This window comes from Neisseria lisongii, from assembly GCF_028463985.1.
In the GTDB taxonomy this organism is placed as follows: Bacteria; Pseudomonadota; Gammaproteobacteria; order Burkholderiales; family Neisseriaceae; genus Neisseria; species Neisseria lisongii.
Map to the genome: position 1 here is coordinate 633,481 of NZ_CP116766.1, position 18,395 is coordinate 651,875.

5 protein-coding genes, 1 tRNA gene, 1 pseudogene and 1 riboswitch are annotated in these 18,395 nt (G+C 46.0%); of the genes and pseudogenes, 3 read left to right on the forward strand and 4 right to left on the reverse strand.

The annotated features are described in order from the left end of the window. Nucleotides 1-475 precede the first annotated feature (475 nt). On the forward strand, nt 476-9,994 hold the full coding sequence (locus PJU73_RS02905; protein WP_237090942.1) for a YadA-like family protein: 9,519 nt from the start codon (nt 476-478) through the stop codon (nt 9,992-9,994). Between the two features lie 366 nt (nt 9,995-10,360). Here the strand turns inward: PJU73_RS02905 and PJU73_RS02910 are convergent. Together PJU73_RS02910 and thiC are read right to left on the reverse strand one after the other, a co-directional pair. Further along, nucleotides 10,361-10,617 (reverse strand): annotated as a pseudogene (locus PJU73_RS02910) (transposase); the annotation flags it as partial. A gap of 343 nt (nt 10,618-10,960) precedes the next feature. Continuing rightward, nucleotides 10,961-12,832 carry a phosphomethylpyrimidine synthase ThiC gene (thiC, locus tag PJU73_RS02915; RefSeq protein WP_272607563.1) on the reverse strand — a complete coding sequence of 624 codons (1,872 nt, stop codon included), beginning with the start codon at nt 12,830-12,832 and terminating at the stop codon, nt 10,961-10,963. Between the two features lie 135 nt (nt 12,833-12,967). Beyond that, nucleotides 12,968-13,060, reverse strand: a riboswitch (TPP riboswitch). A 494-nt stretch (nt 13,061-13,554) separates the two neighbouring features. On the opposite strand from thiC, the gene PJU73_RS02920 reads away from it, so the two are divergent. Next, a complete protein-coding gene (locus PJU73_RS02920) occupies nt 13,555-14,517 on the forward strand; it encodes an IS110 family RNA-guided transposase (RefSeq protein WP_443094076.1) in 963 nt (320 codons plus the stop codon). 550 nt (nt 14,518-15,067) lie between these two features. Here the strand turns inward: PJU73_RS02920 and uvrB are convergent. Next, nucleotides 15,068-17,092, reverse strand: coding sequence for an excinuclease ABC subunit UvrB (gene uvrB, locus PJU73_RS02925; RefSeq protein WP_237091132.1), 2,025 nt, complete (start codon nt 17,090-17,092; stop codon nt 15,068-15,070). Nucleotides 17,093-17,326: 234 nt separating this feature from the next. Continuing rightward, complete coding sequence (locus PJU73_RS02930) at nt 17,327-17,917, reverse strand: MlaC/ttg2D family ABC transporter substrate-binding protein (RefSeq protein ID WP_237091063.1); 591 nt, start codon at nt 17,915-17,917, stop codon at nt 17,327-17,329. Between the two features lie 146 nt (nt 17,918-18,063). On the opposite strand from PJU73_RS02930, the gene PJU73_RS02935 reads away from it, so the two are divergent. Continuing rightward, nucleotides 18,064-18,148 (forward strand) — tRNA-Leu (locus tag PJU73_RS02935). The last annotated feature ends 247 nt before the right edge of the window (nt 18,149-18,395 follow it).

The window sequence follows — 18,395 nt, forward strand, 5'->3', positions numbered from 1 at the left end:
TTTTTGCTAAATTAAGTGAGGAAATGTAAACCAACAACAATAAATAACAACCATTCTTATTTCTGTTTTATCAGATTGAGTATAAACAGAAAAAATCCTTCAAATTGATGAATTGAAAGTCGTACAAATACAACAAAACCGCTTTTATTTAAAGCAATTATTCTACGATAACAATATGAAAAACAAAGAAATTATTGATTGGCATAAAAGAGGAATGTGCGTAGCGGCAAATATGCGGGTAAAGCCCGCAAATTAAGTTTACTTGCTGCATGATTTTTGGGGACAATAGGAAGATTTTTATCAAAATCTATCAAAGTATTCAGATTTTTTGAATTTGAATAACAAAGAAATCGATTGAAGAGGCAGGCTGTAAGCCGAGAGGCGGGCGGTCTGTAAAAAGATAATAAAGATAATAGCGATCCTATCAATACCTTTAAAATAGGAATATTTTAATTTCATCTAAAGGATGTGAATCATGAATAAAGTGTTCAAAGTGATTTGGAACCATGTTACCCAAACCTGGGTGGCGGCTTCTGAATTGAGCAAAGCACACGGCAAAACCAAATCAAGCGCAGCGCAAAAAGCGGCGGCAGTAGCAGTTTCCGCATTGGCGGCAACATCAGGCATTGCCTCGGCAGCGGTGGGTGATCCAGTTCTACAAGGCACAACCGATGGCGCTCGTACATTAGCAGTTGGTACTAATTCAAAAGCGACTGGAGCGGATACGACTGCGGTTGGTTATGGTGCTATTGCGGGTACTAACACTTCTACCGTCAGTGCCACTGCGATTGGTTCAGCTGCTAGTGCCTCTGCTAAACATGCCCTTGCCATTGGTGGTAAAACAAAAGCCAGTGGAGATGGTGCGATTGCTATTGGTTTTGGTAGTGAGGCAACTGGGACGGAAGCGGTTGCGATTGGTGGCTCGAACTGGAGTGCTGGTGTTGCCTCTCGAGCGCAAGGTGACCAATCCATTGCCATTGGTCCGAATACCAAGGCGGTGGGTCATTCTTCGGTTGTGATTGGTAACGATGATCTTGTTAGTGCATTAAGAAGTAATTTGTCAGCAAATTCTAATATTTTGATTGGTGACTATGAAATTAAAGCGGGTAAAGATAAAGAAGGTAATGCCGTTACTCTTGCTACGGCATTAGAAAAACTTACCGGTATTGTGAGTTCTGGAAATCCTGAGATTGCGGGTGGAAACCCAACAGGCTTAATGGTGTATAGAGGTTCTGAAGTATCACACGGTTCTGTGGCAGTGGGTGTACAGAGTATTGCCAAAGGTGAGCTTGCCACAGCTATCGGTACATCATCAAATGCCAGTGCCGTGGGTTCAGTAGCGCTGGGTGTGGCAGCTGAAACAGATATTGGTAACTCGGTAGCAATCGGTGCAGGTTCAACCACCAAAGAAGCACATGGTGAGAAAGAAATTTCCCGTACTATTTTTGGTAAAACCTACAACTTTGCCGGTGGTAGCAATACTGACGCAGGTGACGTAGTTTCATTCGGTACAGCAAACTACGAACGCCAACTTAAAAACGTGGCAGCAGGTAAGATTGCATCAGATTCAACGGACGGCATCAACGGTTCACAACTTTATGCGGTGTTAAATAGTATTCAAAAAATCAAATACTTATCGGTAAATTCAACCGTGGGTGATGCAGCCGAAGAAGATGACGGTTCAAATATCAATAACAACGGTGCAAAAGGCACGAACTCTATTGCAATCGGTCCGAACACCACCACAGGTGAAAAAGCCGAAAATGCCGTGGTAATGGGTTTCAACTCTACAACCACAGCGGCGAATGCAACCGTATTGGGTGCAAACGCTAACGCAAGTGTCGCCGGCGGTATTGCCTTAGGTAACAGCTCTGTGGCAAGCGTGGATAAAGGCGTTACAGGTGCGAAACCATTTGATGAAGGCCGAACCAATAAATATGAAAATTTAACCAATAATACTGATAATGCGTTAAATTCAACCTTAGCCGCAGTTTCTCTTGGTGGTGGTGATGCGAAAAATACTCGCCAAATCACCGGTCTTGCCGCAGGTACAAACGACACCGATGCGGTGAACGTGGCACAATTAAAATCCGTAAACTTGAAAATTGCTGGTAATAACGGCAAAGGCGATGTTCTCTTAACAAATCAAACCTTAACCGTTGATGGTAACGCTAGCTATATCACTTCAACTGCAAGCGGTAATAAAGTTACCTTTGATTTAACCGAAGAAACCAAGAAAAAACTTGAAAAAGATGTTGTTGTCGCAGCAGGTAAAAATGTAACTGTTGATAAAGCTGCACCAGCAGACAGCAATACCACCACTTATACCGTTAATGCGTGGGATACTACGGTATCAACTTCTGATGCGTTGAAATTAACCAATACTACTACCGATGCTGATAAAACGCGTGCTTATAACATTGATTTAAGCGATGCGACTAAAGCACAGCTTAAGAAAGAAGAAACCGTTGTAGCGAAATCTGGTGAAACCAATATCACTATTAACAATACAACGAAAAACTCAACTGGTGGTACTGAGTTTGAAGTTAGCTTAAATAAAGATATTAATTTAACCGAGAATGGTAGCTTAACCGTTGGACCGGTAAAAGTTAATAAAAATGGTATTGATGCAGGTAACCAAAAAATTACCAATCTCGGCGATCCAACAGCCGATGGCGATGCGGTTAACTTAAAAACCTTGAAAGCAAAAGAATTGCATATCAAACAAGGTGAGTATGCAATTACTGACGGCAAAGTTGAATTAAGCTATGTTGATGGCAATGATACGGCAGTAGCTGATAAAAAAGTAACCATTACAGGCTTTAATGCTGAAAAAGTGGTTGCAAAAACCGATGCTGACAATATCGCTAGCGTGGCGACTAAATCAAACAAAGCTGCTGGTGAAATTGGCGAAACCTATGAGGTTTCTGTGTCTAAAAATGCTGTGAAAGATGCGGCAAGAGAAGCAGTGATTGTTAAATCAGGCAAAAATACCACAGTTACCCCAACAAAAGATGAAACTAACCACACTGCTACTTATGTAGTGGATACTGATTTCACCCCTATTATCGACAGCAATCCGTTTGAATATGTAAACAAAGAGGGTAAACCAGTTGTTAAAGCAACGGACGGTAACTATTACCCAGCGGATCAGTTAGATGCGAATGGTGCGCCAATCGAAAACGCAATAGGTAAAACTGAGCCGAAAGATTTAGTGGTTCATGCTAAAGGCGATGAAGCAAAACCGATCACCAATGTGGCAAGCAATTTGACCACTTATCCTGATCCAACTAAAGCACCAGGTGCAACTCCTGAAACCCCTGCTGATCCAAAAGCGGGCTTGTTGAATTTAACCAAACCAACAGATCCAAATGACACCAGCGACAACAATGTTGCCACCGTTGGCGATCTCAGAAATATGGGTTGGGTAGTTTCATCAGATAAGAAAACTGGCGAAGAAGGCAAAGAATTTAGCAACCAAGTGAAAAATGCTGGCGAAGTGAAATTCGTTGGTAAAAATGATGCCAAAGTCAGTGCGAATGTTACTGATAAAGGCGTAAATGTAGTCACTATTGATGTGGTTGTACCAAAACCAGCTCAATCACCAATCGCTTACACCGATGCCGAAGGCAATAAATTGGTGCAAGAAGGCGATAAATTCTACAAAGTTGATCCAAATACTGGTGAAAAAACTGAAACAGAAGTGCCAAAAGAAGACGTTATCGCATCGTTAAACAGCGCTGGTGATAAAACAAATGCACCAACCACATTGGCAAATGTGAAGTCTAACTTGCCAGAAACTCGCAATACCGTAGATGGCGATAAAACTGTAACCAAATCACAAACAGCACCTGACAATGTAGCGAATATCACCAACAACGCTGCAACGGTGGGCGACGTGTTGAATGCTGGTTGGAACTTAAAAGGCAACGGCACAGATGTTGATTTCGTTAAACCTTATGACACCGTAGATTTTGTAAACGGTAAAAACACCACTGTAACCGTTTCTACCGATGACAACAAAGTCAGCAAGGTTAAAGTTGATGTAAACGATCAATTAACCTTAGGTAAGCCGTCTGAAACTAAAGATGGTAAAACTGTTGAGGGTACTGATGGTAAATTAACCATTCAAGGTAAAGACGGTAAAGACGGCGTAACCCTTGCTGCGAAAGACGGCGAAGGCACAATCGGCTTGAACGGTAAAGATGGCGCAAGCGCAGATTTCAAAGTGATCAAAGGTAAAGATGGCGTTGATGGTAAACCTGCTAACGGCGAAGCGGACAAGAAAGATCGTTTAGCCTATACACCGAAGAACCCAGATGGCACACCAGTGACAGACGATAAGGGTAATCCAGTTGTTGAAGAAGTCGCTACCTTAAATGATGGTCTTGCATTCACTGGTAACAACGAAAGCACCACGAACAAACACAAGTTAAATACTTTAGTGAAAGTTCAAGGTCAAGGTTTAACTGAAGACGAAGCTAAATCATTCACAGGTACTGATGGCAATATCAATGTAACTGCCGATGGCACAGATAAACTAACCATTGCCTTATCTAAAGACTTAAAAGACATCAATAGCGTTGAGTTAGTGGCGTATAAAGATGGTCCTGCAGGTCCAAATGGTGAGAAAGGCAAACCAGTTGTTGATAATTCAAAACCGAAAACCACGATAAACAACGATGGTATTGAAATTACCCCAGTGGCTGAAGATAGTAGCGAATTGCCTAACCAATCAGTTTCTTTAACCAAAGACGGCTTAAACAACGGCGATAACAATATCACCAATGTGAAAGGCAACTTAGCGCCGACTTATAACAACGGTGATAAGACAGAAGTTAATGGCAAACCGAGTGAAACGGAAGTAGCCGCTGCACCAACCAAATCAGCAGAAGCACCAGATGCAACGAATGTATCGAAAATCTACAACAACGCTGCAACTGTGGGCGATGTGTTGAATGCAGGCTGGAACTTGAAAGAAAACGGTGCTGAAAAAGACTTCGTGAAACCATACGACACCGTGAACTTTGTAAACGGCGTGGGTACTGTGGCGAGCGTGGTAACCGATGCGGCGGGTAAAGTATCAGATGTAACCTTTAACATTGATAAAGCCGAAGTTGCAACAACAGACGGCAAAATCGCAGAGCCAGTTGATCCAGCTAAGGTAAAAGAATTAGAAGCTGCTGTAACAGCTGCGGAAGAAGCTAAAAATGCGTTAGCTCCAGATGCATCTGATGAAGATAAAAAAGCAGCAGATGATAAATTAGCTGATGCGAAAAAAGTATTAAAAGACGAGCAATCAAAAGCAGACCAAGTGGTTACTGCTGATCAACTTGCTAAAGCGGTGAACAACACAGGTTGGTACACCAATGCTAATGGTGGTAACTTAGGTGCTGCAAAATCTGATAAAGATGTTTTAGTGAAACCAGGCGACAAAGTCTTCTTTGAAGCGGGCAAAAACTTAACCTTAACCCCAACATTTGACACCACTAACGGTACAACTATCTACAACTACGCTTTAGCGGATACGATCAGCTTTGGTCAGCCAGTGGATAGCCAAGGTAATCCATTAACTAAAGTGGGCGATAAATACTATCCAGCAAATAAAGTTGAAAATGGTCAGCCTGTTGAGGGTGCAACCCCTGTTGAGCCAGCTAAGACCGAAGTAACCTTAGGTAAAGATGGTTTAGACAACGGTGGTAATACCATTACTAACGTAGGTAGCGATTTACCGACTTACAATGATAAAAACAAACCAACTAATGGCTTAGTTAATCTCAATCCGAAAGATGAAAATAACCAACCATTAGTAAGCGACAGCAATGCCGCAACCGTTGGCGACCTGCGTAAAATGGGTTGGATCGTTTCATCAGATAAAACCACTGGCGATTTAGGCACAGCGTACAACGACAAAGTACAAAATGCGAACGAAGTGAAATTCGTTGGCACAAATCTTGCGACTGTAAGTGGTAAAACAGACGACAAAGGTGTACGCACTATCACTGTTGATGTAGATGCACAAAAAACAGCTGAAGCGGCGCAATTGCCTGTAGTTTATACCGATGCCAAAAACAACAAATTGGTGAAAGAAGGTAACAAGTTCTACCGTGTCAATGAAAACGGCGACAAGATCGATGCTGAAGGCAACAAGATCGACTTAACTAACGTGCCAGCAGATAAACAAGCTGAAGAGTTAGCGAAAGCCGAAGTGCCAAAAACTGATGTAATTGCCTCATTGAACAATGGTGACAATGAAACAACCAAAACACCAACTTCATTGGCGAATGTAAAAGGTAACTTAAATTCGACTTACAATGCGGGTGATACCACCATCAATAATGATACTCAGCCAAACACTGAGAATAAAACAGAGGCAGCACCAACAACCTCACAAACCGCACCAGATGCGAAAAAACTTGCTGAGATCTACAACAACGCTGCAACGGTGGGTGATGTGTTGAATGCAGGCTGGAACTTAAAAGAGAACAACACTGCAAAAGACTTCGTGAAACCGTATGACACTGTAGGCTTTGTAGACGGCGTGGGTACGCTTGCGAACGTAACCGTAAGCGAAGATGGTAAAGTATCGAATGTGACCTTTAACATCGATAAAGCTAAAGTTGAAACAGCTGAAGGCAAAATTACAGAGCCAGCTTCTGCGGATAAACTAGCCAACTTAAATGAAGCAGTGAAAGATGCAGAAAAAGCTAAACAAGAATTAGCTGCTAACCCAGATGCCACTGAAGAAATGAAACAAGCGGCAGATGAAAACTTAGCCAAGGCACAAAAAGCTTTGAGCGATGCGAAAAAAGCAGGCGATCAAGTGGTTACTGCACAAGAGCTTGCTAATGCAGTGAATAACACGGGTTGGAAAACTAACGCAGTTGGTGCTAATAAACGTAGCGAAGATGTATTGGTTAAACCAGGCGACAAAGTTGAATTTGCGGCAGATGGTAACTTAAATGTTGGCATCAAGTCAGACAACGGCACCACCACTTATACCTATGGCTTGAACGATCAAGTAACCTTAGGTAAAGAAGGTCCTGATGGCGAACCAGGTACTGACGGTAAATTAACCGTGAAAGACGCTAACGGCAAAGACGGTGTAACCGTTACTGCCAAAGACGGCGAAGGTTCAATCGGCTTGAACGGTAAAGACGGTGCGAATGCGAATATTACTGTGGCGAAAGCGGAAGGTGATATCACTGATCCGACTAATGCAAAAGCGAAAGATCGTATTCAATATACCTCTACCGTTACTACACCAGTGGTAGATAAAGACGGTAAACCAGTGCTTGATGAAAACGGTCAGCCGAAAACAGAAACTAAGACTGTAACCGAAAGCGTTGCAACCTTAAATGACGGTTTACGTTTCACCGGTAACAACTCTGATACCGAGAACAAACATAAACTCAATACCTTAGTGACTATTAAAGGTGAAGGCGTTGATAAAGAGAAGTCTAAAGACTTTAAATCAGCAACTGGTAACATCAATGTTAAAGCAGATGGTGACTCAACATTAGAAATCCAATTAGCGAAAGATGTGAACTTGGGTAAAGATGGCAGTGTGACTACTGGCAAAACTAAAGTTGATGATAAGGGCGTAACCATTACCCCTGTTGATGAGCAAGGTAACCCTGTAACTGATCCGAACAAGGTTGTATCTTTGACTGATAAGGGCTTGAACAATGGCGGTAACAAAATTACCAATGTTGCAGCAGGTGAAGCACCAACTGATGGTGTGAATGTCAGCCAGTTGAACAATGTGAAAGACAGTTTCCCATTTGAAACGGTTGATAACCCGAATGCAGTGAAAGTAGGCGATCAATATTATGCTAAGAATGATATTGACCCGGCTACAGGTAAACCAAAAGAGGGGGCTAAACCAGTTAATGGTACGGTGATTACAGCCAAAGGTAACACACCGCAAACCATCAACAATGTAGCATCTAACTTGCCAGAAACCCGCAACACTGCAAATGGTGAAGCCAACCCTGTTACTACATCACAAGCAGCACCTGCAAACGTAGGCGACATTGCCAACAATGCAGCGACTGTGTCTGATGTGTTAAATGCAGGCTTTAACCTGAAAGGTAACGGAGAAGCAGTTGACTTTGTTAAACCTTACGACACCTTAGACTTTGTAAACGGTAAAAACACTACGGTAACTGTTTCTACCGATGATAATAAAGTCAGCACAATTAAAGTTGATGTAAACAATGACTTGACATTGGGTACTGCAGGTGAAGACGGCAAACCAGGTGAAGACGGCAAACTGACCATCAAAGACGCTGCTGGTAAAGAAGGTGTAACCATCGGTATGAAAGATGGAGCAGGTGCAATCGGTTTGAACGGCAAAGACGGCGTTAATGCAGATATTAGCGTTGAAAAAGGTCCGAACAACGTAGAAGGCACAGAGCCAACCCGCATTACCTACACTGATGCTGATGGTAACAAAGAAAGCGTTGCTACTCTGAACGATGGTCTGAAATTTGCCGGTGATAACGGTGAAACCGTAATCAACAAAAAACTCAATGAAAAACTTGAGATTGTTGGTGGAGCAGATAAAGCGAAATTGTCTGACAACAACATCGGTGTGAACGCTGAAAACGGTAAGTTGGAAGTTAAACTGGCGAAAGAGCTGCAAGACTTGACCAGCGCTGAATTCAAAAATGAAGCAGGCGATGTGACTAAAGTTGGTGGTAATGGCGTTACCATTACTCCGGCTGAAGAAGGCAAAGCTCCGGTAACCTTGAGCAACAACGGCTTAAACAACGGCGGTAACAAAGTAACCGGTGTGGCCGACGGCGATATTTCACCTAATAGCACAGACGCAGTAAATGGTGGTCAAATTTATGCCTTAACTGGTGGTGCTGCACTTACTGCGGGTGATTATAAGGCGGTGAACCCTCAAACTGGGGAGGAAACAGTCTATGAAAACGTTGTGCTTGGTGAAGATGGTCAACCGATCTTGAAGACCTATAACGTTGAAGGTCAAACTGAATACATCACTCACTCTGTATTAACTGCAATACGTAATATGAATGAGCAAGGTATTAAGTTCTTCCATACCAACGATAGCCAAGTAAGACCAATACCTCAAACGCAAAATAGCATTGACTCGAGTGCATCAGGTGCTTATGCAACCGCAATTGGTGCAAAAGCGAAAGCATCTGGTAATGAGTCTGTTGCAATTGGTTACGGTTCAGAAGCAACGGGTAAACAATCCATTGCGATTGGTACGGGTAACAAAGTAACTGGCAACCATTCCGGCGCAATCGGTGACCCGAATACTGTATCTGGTCAAGCAAGCTATGCTTTGGGTAACAACAACAACGTTGCAACCGACAATACCTTTGTTGTAGGTAACGATGTGACTGTAACCGAAGCCAACTCTGTGGCGTTAGGTAACAAATCTGCAATTACCGGTGGTAATGCAGTAGGTACCAAAAACAAAACAGCTACCGGTGCTGAAGGCGTAACGACTACTGCCGGTACAACCGGTACAGTTGAAACTGCAACCGTGGGTAACTTGAACTATGGTGGCTTTGCCGGTGCAACCGCTTCTGGTGCAGTCTCTGTTGGTGCGGCTGATGCTGAGCGTCGTATCCAAAACGTAGCTGCAGGTGAAATTTCTGCAACTAGCACCGATGCGATCAACGGTAGCCAGCTGTATAGCGTAGCAAGCAACGTTAACAATAAACTGGGTGACATCAACAATAGACTTGGTGATGTGAATAACCGAGTGAATGACCTCGATAAACGAGTTCGCGGTATCGGTGCTAATGCTGCTGCAACAGCTTCACTTCCACAAGTGATTCTGCCGGGTAAATCCATGATGGCTGCTGCTGTCGGCGGCTATGGTGGTGCATCTGCCTTGGCAGTAGGTTACTCACGAGCCAGCGATAACGGTAAATTGATCTTGAAGATTCAAGGTACCGCCAATACCGAGGGCAACCTCTCCGGTGGTGTAGGTATGGGTTACCAATGGTAATCGTATCGACTTGAGCATCAAGTAAGTAAAAGGTCCGGCCTGATGGTCGGGCCTTTTTTGTGATTTATCATGAATTTTCGGACTACAGTGAATACATCTAATAATCTATACAATTTTCAAATACACTCGTCATTCCGACGAAAGTCGGGATCCATCTATCAGATTCAGAACTGTAAAGAAAAACAGTTACCTAAGCCGCTAAAATGGATTCTGACTTTCGCCGGAATAATGGGCGTGTTGGGTTTGGAATGTACTAGAAATTTGGTTAATTCACTATATGAGTAATACGGCTAGGCGAGCCAACGCCGTCATACTTTTAAAGTGAATTTAGGACTAATGGACATTTGGGATGATTTTCAGACGGCCTTACTTTCTATTTCCAAGTGCAACATCAGTTAACAAAGATTGGAAGATATTCAAGAATAAAACACTTGGCGTTTCACAGCCAAGTGTTTTTCTTGGCCGGTGGTTCAGTTCATCCTGAACCTGCTGATTTTCCTGAAATCCGTCTGTTTCGGGAAGTATTGGCGTATCAATCCATTGGTATTTTCATTCGTTCCCTTTTTCCAAGAGCGGTACGGGCGGCAGAAATAGGTTTCCGCTTTCAATCCATCAGCGATTTTGATGGTGCTTTTGTGGCGGCCGGGCGTTTGTGCGATTTGTGTGATGGTTTGCCGGCGGTAATGATGCTGAATGTGGTATCGTTCGTCTTGGGTCAGTTGTGTGCAGCTCATTGCAATCTTTCTTGTCAGGAAAGGCAGTATGCTACCGCATACTGACCTTTTCTGTTTTGCAATGTTGCGCTTGGTAGGCGAATCCGCTAATTTATATATAGTGAATCAACCGAGTTTCCAGCACATTCCCAGCCAAACACGCCCGTCATTCCGACTTTCGTCGGAATGACGGGCGTATTTGCAAATCGCACGGTTTATTAAGTGGATTTACTATCTCTGAACTTTTCCCTTTTCAGCGGTAAATCTCCGCTCCGTTTTTCACAAATTCAACGGCTTTTTCCGCCATGCCTTGTGCGGCGGCATAGTCCCGCACTTCCTGCGTGATTTTCATCGAGCAGAATTTCGGACCGCACATTGAGCAGAAATGGGCAGTTTTAGCGCCCTCGGCAGGCAGGGTTGCGTCGTGGAAACTTTCGGCACGTTCGGGATCAAGGCTTAGGCGGAACTGGTCGCGCCAGCGGAACTCGAAGCGGGCTTTGGATAAAGCGTTGTCCCTAAGCTGAGCACCCGGCCAGCCTTTGGCAAGATCGGCGGCGTGGGCGGCGAGTTTGTAGGTGATAATGCCGGTGCGCACGTCTTCTTTGTCGGGCAGGCCCAAATGTTCTTTTGGGGTAACGTAGCAGAGCATGGCCGTGCCGTACCAGCCGATATTGGCAGCGCCGATGCCGGAAGTGATGTGGTCGTAACCCGGAGCGATGTCGGTTACCAACGGGCCGAGCGTGTAAAACGGGGCTTCAAAGCAGTGGGACAATTCTTCGTCCATATTGGCACGAATCCGTTGCAGCGGCACATGGCCGGGGCCTTCGATCATTACCTGCACATCGTGCCGCCATGCTTTGGCGGTGAGTTCGCCCAAAGTGCGCAACTCGCTGAACTGGGCTTCATCGTTGGCATCGGCAATGCAGCCCGGCCGCAGGCCGTCGCCCAAGCTGAAGGATACATCGTATGCCTTCATGATTTCGCAGATTTCGTCAAAATGCGTGTAAAGGAAATTTTCCTGATGATGCGCCAGACACCATTTCGCCATAATCGAACCACCCCGGGAAACAATGCCGGTGAGCCGGTTGGCGGTCAGCGGCACATAACGCAGCAACACGCCCGCATGAATGGTGAAATAATCCACACCCTGTTCCGCCTGCTCGATTAATGTATCCCGAAACAGTTCCCACGTTAAATCCTCGGCAATGCCGCCGGTTTTTTCCAGCGCCTGATAAATCGGCACCGTACCGATCGGCACAGGCGCATTGCGGATAATCCATTCACGGGTTTCGTGAATATGTTTGCCGGTGGACAAATCCATCACCGTATCCGTTCCCCAGCGCAGCGACCACACCATTTTCTCCACTTCCTCCGTCAGGCTCGAAGTAACGGCGGAATTACCGAGATTACCGTTGATTTTCACACGGAAATTGCGGCCGATAATCATCGGTTCCAGTTCGGGGTGATTGATATTCGCAGGAATAATCGCCCGACCGGCGGCAATTTCCTGACGCACAAATTCAGGCGTAATCTGATCGGGGTGGGTCGGCAGACGAGCGCCGAAACTTTGCCCCTCATGTTGACGCAACAATTTACGATAACGCTCGTCCCGACATAGTTCGTCCAACTTCATCCGCTCCCGCAGCGCAACAAACTCCATTTCCGGCGTAATGATGCCTTGGCGGGCATAGTGCATCTGAGTAACATTTTTCCCCGCTTTGGCACGGCGGGGCTGCGTAATATGCTTAAACCGCAAATGCGCCGTTTTCGGATCGGCGGCACGCTCCCTACCGTAGCGGCTGCTCAATTCCGGCAAAATATCCGTATCCCCACGCTCATCCAACCACGCTTGGCGCAGCGGCGGCAAACCCTGTTTCAAATCAATGGCGGCAGACGGATCACCATATGCCCCGCCGGTATCGTACACCGGAATCGGCGGATTTTCCTCACGCCCTCTATCCGTCAACGTATCGTCCTGATAAATCTGACGCAGCGGCACCCGAAGATCCGGGCGGCTACCCTGTAAATAAATACGCTCCGAATTCGGATAAGCAAAGCGGATATTAATGTCCCGGCTCAAATCGGCAAGCTGCTCCGACTCATGGCGGATTTCTTGAATCGTCATAAAAAATGCTCCTGTTTCTCATTATCGAAAGAAACAGGAGCGTTTTGCATTTTTCAGACGGCCTCAAGCCGCAGCCAAGCCGTCTGAAAAACAGATTTTGCCCCACCGCCCCAAAGCAGCCGCAAGCAAAACCGCAACAAAACTTCCGAAACTCCCCACGCAGGTATTATCCTGATCGGGTGCAAGGGTAACTCTCAGCCGCTTCACGCAGCACCCCTGTTTCGCCAGATTAAACGATTAAAACATAAATTCAGCACTTTGTGAAGCAGAAAAAAACAATGTCATTCCACCCGATTTTCAGTAGGGTGCGGGTTACCGCACCGCTTTGTTATCGAAACCTTAATTCAATATAGTGAATTAACCAAAAAAATATTACAACCCAAGTGAATCCCCTTTCCCGCCAGCAGGACGGGGAACGGTGTGTAGCGTGCTTGCCTAAGCATGCACGTGTACTTTAAATTCCACATGAATGCCGTCTGAAAACGAGCAAAGTGAGTTTCTGCGCAGCTAAAATCAGATTTTCAGACGGCTTCGGCATAAAACTCACAGAACAGGTGCGTGCTTTGGCTCGCACCCTTGTATATCCAACTTCCAGTATCATAACAAGCAACACCCGCCCGGCCGCCACCCGTGCGCACCCAAGGTTCAACAACCGCTGTGTAGCTTAGGGAAGCCGGGCAACCCATCAACACAACCGGACAGTTGCCCGACAACACAACCGAATGCAAGACAGGTTTATGATGAGTACCCAAAACTACGGCGGTATCGACATCGCCAAACGAAACTTCGTTATCGGCATCACGTCTTCCAAAAAGACCAAAACCGAGACCAACAACCAAAAAGGCTTTCTCCACACCATCGAATACCTGAAAAAACATCAGGCCTCACTGGTTGTGATGGAAAGCACCGGCGGACTGGAAATCCCATTGGCCAAAGCACTGCACCGGGCAGGATTCAAAGTCATCATTGCCAATCCCCGTCAGACGCACCAATTCGCACAGTCGCAATCACTCACCAAAACCGATGCGGCCGATGCCAAAATGTTGGCGTTTTACGCACAGGTAATCACACAAAAGCCCGATTGGGAACGGCAGCTCTATACGCCGCCGAGTGAGGCAGAAGAAATCCTCGAAGCCTTAATCAGCCGCCGCACTCAACTGGTTGAAATGCGCAGTGCCGAAAAAAACCGTTTGCAGCAGGTACATGAAACACAGATTCAAAGTGTTGAAGCACTGATCGCACATTTCGACATACTGATTGCTGCTTTGGACAAACAGATCGAAGAACATAACGACACTCATTTTGGCGACAAAAGCAGTCTGCTGCAAAGCATCAAAGGTATCGGCCCGACTACTGCGGCGACCTTATGTGCGATGTTGCCGGAATTGGGCAAAGTATCGCATAAACAGATTGCCGGTTTGGTAGGTGTCGCCCCTTATGTGAAAGAAAGCGGCACAATGAAGTTTAAAAGCCGCTGTTTCGGCGGGCGCAGTGCTGTACGCAAAACGCTGTATATGGCGGCGATGGTGGCGGCACACTACGAACCGAGGATTAAGGACTTCTACCAACGTCTGCGTTTGCGGGGTAAGCCGTACAAAGTGGCGGTAACGGCCTGTATGCGTAAGCTGCTGACGATTCTGAATGCGATGATGCGGGATCGTTTGGCGGCAGTGAGTGCTGTTTGATCATGTTGAAGTATTGCCGGTTTTGTTTAGACCGGCCTTCAGACTAACCGTTTTTGTATTTTTACCCGACGGGGTGAAAAATACAGTTGCTACAAGTGCCGGATTAAATTGTATGGATTATTCAGTTATTTCACTATATAGTAAATCAACCGAAAAATATGACACCGTAGCAAGCCACCCGTCCCCTAACCCCTTCCCGCCAGCGGGACGGGGAACAAAGTGCAGGTGGACACCACATATTCCGACTGCCATTAGCTTGCCGATTTGTACAGAAAATTCGGTGTTTTAACTATAAGGGAATAGAAGGCCGTCTGAAAACGAATGTAATGAGTTTCTGTGCAGCTAAAATTGGGTTTTAATTCAATATAGTGCGCTTACCCACACCCCACCCTGTTTTCAGACGGCTTTGTTTCTTTTAATTTCAAGGGCAAAATGTTTTTAGGATTAGTTTGCGCTGTTTCATCAATAACCCCGTGCATACTTGGGGCTGCGCGCTACGTTGGTTTTCGATTTATATTGTGGCCAAACCGAAAACCATTTTTCAGAAAAACTATTCCGCTCCAAACAGCAGCCCTTCTTTAATCCCCCGTATTTTATCCCGCAATACGGCGGCTTCTTCAAACTGTAAATCCCGTGCTGCCTGCTGCATGGCTTTTTCGAGTTTGGCGATTTCTTTGAGGGCATCGTCTTCGGTGCGGATTTCGCCGATTTTGACTTTGTTTTTCAGACGGCCTTTGCTGCTGCCTGAATCGTCGTGGTACACGCCGTCGATGATGTCTTTGACCTGTTTTTTGATTTGCTGCGGAACAATACCGTGTTCGATGTTGAATTTAATCTGTTTTTCCCGCCGGCGTTCGGTTTCGTCGATGGCGGCTTTCATGGAATCGGTGATTTTGTCGGCATACAGAATGGCTACGCCGTTTACATTGCGGGCGGCTCGGCCTATGGTTTGGATCAGGCTGCGGTGGCTGCGCAGGAAGCCTTCTTTATCGGCATCGAGAATGGCGACTAGAGAAACTTCGGGAATGTCCAAGCCTTCACGCAAGAGGTTGATGCCAACCAATACGTCAAACAGGCCTAAACGTAAATCTCTAATGATTTCAACTCGTTCTACGGTGTCGATGTCGCTGTGCAGATAGCGGACTTTTACGCCTAATTCGCTGTAATAGTCGGTGAGCTGCTCGGCCATGCGTTTGGTGAGGGTGGTAACGAGGGTACGTTCGCCTTTTTTGATGCGTTCGTTGATTTCGGAAAGTAAATCATCAACTTGGGTGGCAACGGGTCGGATTTCGATAATGGGATCGACCAGCCCTGTGGGGCGGACAACTTGTTCGACAACCTGCCCGGCGTGTTCTTCTTCGTATTTGGCGGGGGTGGCGGAAACGAAGATGGTTTGCGGCATGATTTTTTCAAATTCGTGGAATTTGAGCGGGCGGTTGTCTCGGGCGGATGGTAGGCGGAAGCCGTAATCTACGAGGTTTTGTTTGCGGCTGGCATCGCCTTTGTACATGCCGCCGATTTGGGTTACGGTTACATGGCTTTCGTCGATAAACATGATGGCGTTGTCGGGCAAATAGTCCATCAGTGTCGGCGGCGGTTCGCCTTCTTTTTTGCCGGAAAAGTGGCGGGAATAGTTTTCAATGCCTTTGCAGAAGCCCATTTCGTAGAGCATTTCCAAGTCAAAACGGGTGCGCTGCTCAATCCGCTGCTGCTCGACATGGCGCAATTCTTTGCCGAAAAAGGCCACCCGTTCCCGCAACTCTTCTTTAATCCGTTCGCAGGCACGCAAGACAGTTTCCCTCGGCGTAACGTAATGGCTGGACGGGAACACGGTATAGCGTCCGACACGCTGCACATTGCCGCCGGTGAGCGGGTCGAATAAGTCCAAACGGTCGATTTCATCATCAAACAGGCTGATGCGCAGGGCATTGTCGGAACTTTCCGCCGGATAAACGTCAATCACATCGCCCCGCACCCGAAACGAACCCCGTTTGAAATCCAAATCGCCCCGTTCATACTGCATGGCAACCAAAGTGGCGATAATGTCCCGCTGCTCAAGGGTATCGCCCTCTTTGACCGACAACACCATCTGCTGATACTCGGTCGGGTCGCCGATACCGTAAATCGCCGATACGGTCGCCACGATAATCACATCGTTGCGGGTCATCAGGTTTTTGGTGGCACTCAAACGCATTTGTTCGATATGTTCGTTAATCGCCGAATCTTTTTCGATAAATAAATCACGGCTGGGAACATAGGCTTCGGGCTGGTAATAATCATAGTAGGATACGAAATATTCCACCGCATTTTCGGGGAAAAACTCCCGCATTTCGGCATAAAGTTGCGCCGCCAGAGTTTTATTGTGCGCCATAATAATCGCCGGTCGGCCGCTTTGGGCAATCACATTGGCCATGGTATAGGTTTTGCCCGAACCGGTTACGCCCAGCAGCGTTTGGTAGGCAAGGCCGTCTGAAAGTCCCTCCAAAAGCCCGGCAATCGCCGTAGGCTGGTCGCCCGCCGGCGGAAACGGCTGATGAAGTTTGAACGGGGAATTTTCGTATTGGATAACCTGCATTTTCAGACGGCCTAAAATATCGGTGAAAACAGCCATTATAGCAAAACCCGCCAGCCGCCGTTTGCCCGTTTTAAGTGTTTTAAACATATAGTGAAATAACCCAAAAGCAATACAAGGCGGCAAGCCGCAGACAGTATGGGTAATACAGCAAGGCGAAGCCAACGATATAGTGCTTGGGGGTTGTTTCACTATAAAATGAAAACGGCGCAAACCGCCGTTTTCCCTGCCAGATAATTACTGCTTTTTCAAGCCTTTGGCTTTCACCGCCGCAATCGTACCGTCAATACCTTTCTGTTTAATCAACTCATTAAACTGATTGCGGTAAATCGTTACCAAGCTCGCACCGTCCACCCGGAAATTATAGATTTTATACACCGGCCCGATTTTATAAAGCTGATACGCTACTTCATATTTATTGCCGCTTTTGGTCTGAATTTCCGAAAACACATCAAATTTATTGGCATTTTCCGTCATCTTCGGCAACAGCTTCACCTTTGCGTCTGCCGCCCCGACCAAAGCCGAATGCGCATACATCGACACCACCATTTCTTTAAATGCAGCAATAAAATCCGTTTTCTGTTTTGCTGTAAACTGCCGCCAAGGTGCGCCCACCGCCAAGGCCGAAATGCGTTCGTAGTCTAAATAACGGTCGGCATACTGCTCAACCTGCTTCACCTTCTGCGCTTCGCTCAAAGCATTATTGCGGGCGATTTTCAACACCGCATCAATATTCTGCTGCATCTGCTCCTGCGCCGGGTGTGCCGCCGCATAAGCCGATGCCATCACCGGTGCTGCCAAAACAATAGCCGGAATCAAACGGTTCATCAGATTTTCCTTTCATCAACAAATCGCCAACAGCATACGCCGATATTCTGTAAAACAAACCATGTTTCAGGCAATATTTGGATATTTTTCCCCAAACACGCTTTACAAAAAAACACCGCCCAACTATAATGCCGACCTTACCCACCGCCCAGGTGGCGAAATTGGTAGACGCAGGGGACTCAAAATCCCCCGCCGCAAGGTGTGTCGGTTCGAGTCCGACCCTGGGCACCAGATTAAAAAAAACCGTATAAACTAAACAATGTTTATACGGTTTTTTGTTTTTGCTGCATGAAGAGTAACTTATTTTCGACTGCTATTTGCAGAGTGTATGCTCAAAATATGGTATGGGTTTATTGCTAAAATAGTCCGACTGTATTTATCCAGCCATCTCTCATTTTTCAAATACCCCCGTAGTTCCGACTTTCGTCGGAACTACGGGGGTATTAAGTTTAAAATGTGCTAGAAATTCGGTTGATTT

What these genes read in the sequence shown, in the direction of transcription:
- PJU73_RS02905 (WP_237090942.1), top strand. Translation starts at nt 476, where the DNA reads ATGAATAAAGTGTTCAAAGTGATTTGGAACCATGTTACCCAAACCTGG.
- thiC (WP_272607563.1), bottom strand. Translation starts at nt 12,832, where the DNA reads ATGACGATTCAAGAAATCCGCCATGAGTCGGAGCAGCTTGCCGATTTG.
- PJU73_RS02920 (WP_443094076.1), top strand. Translation starts at nt 13,555, where the DNA reads ATGCAAGACAGGTTTATGATGAGTACCCAAAACTACGGCGGTATCGAC.
- uvrB (WP_237091132.1), bottom strand. Translation starts at nt 17,092, where the DNA reads ATGCAGGTTATCCAATACGAAAATTCCCCGTTCAAACTTCATCAGCCG.
- PJU73_RS02930 (WP_237091063.1), bottom strand. Translation starts at nt 17,917, where the DNA reads ATGAACCGTTTGATTCCGGCTATTGTTTTGGCAGCACCGGTGATGGCA.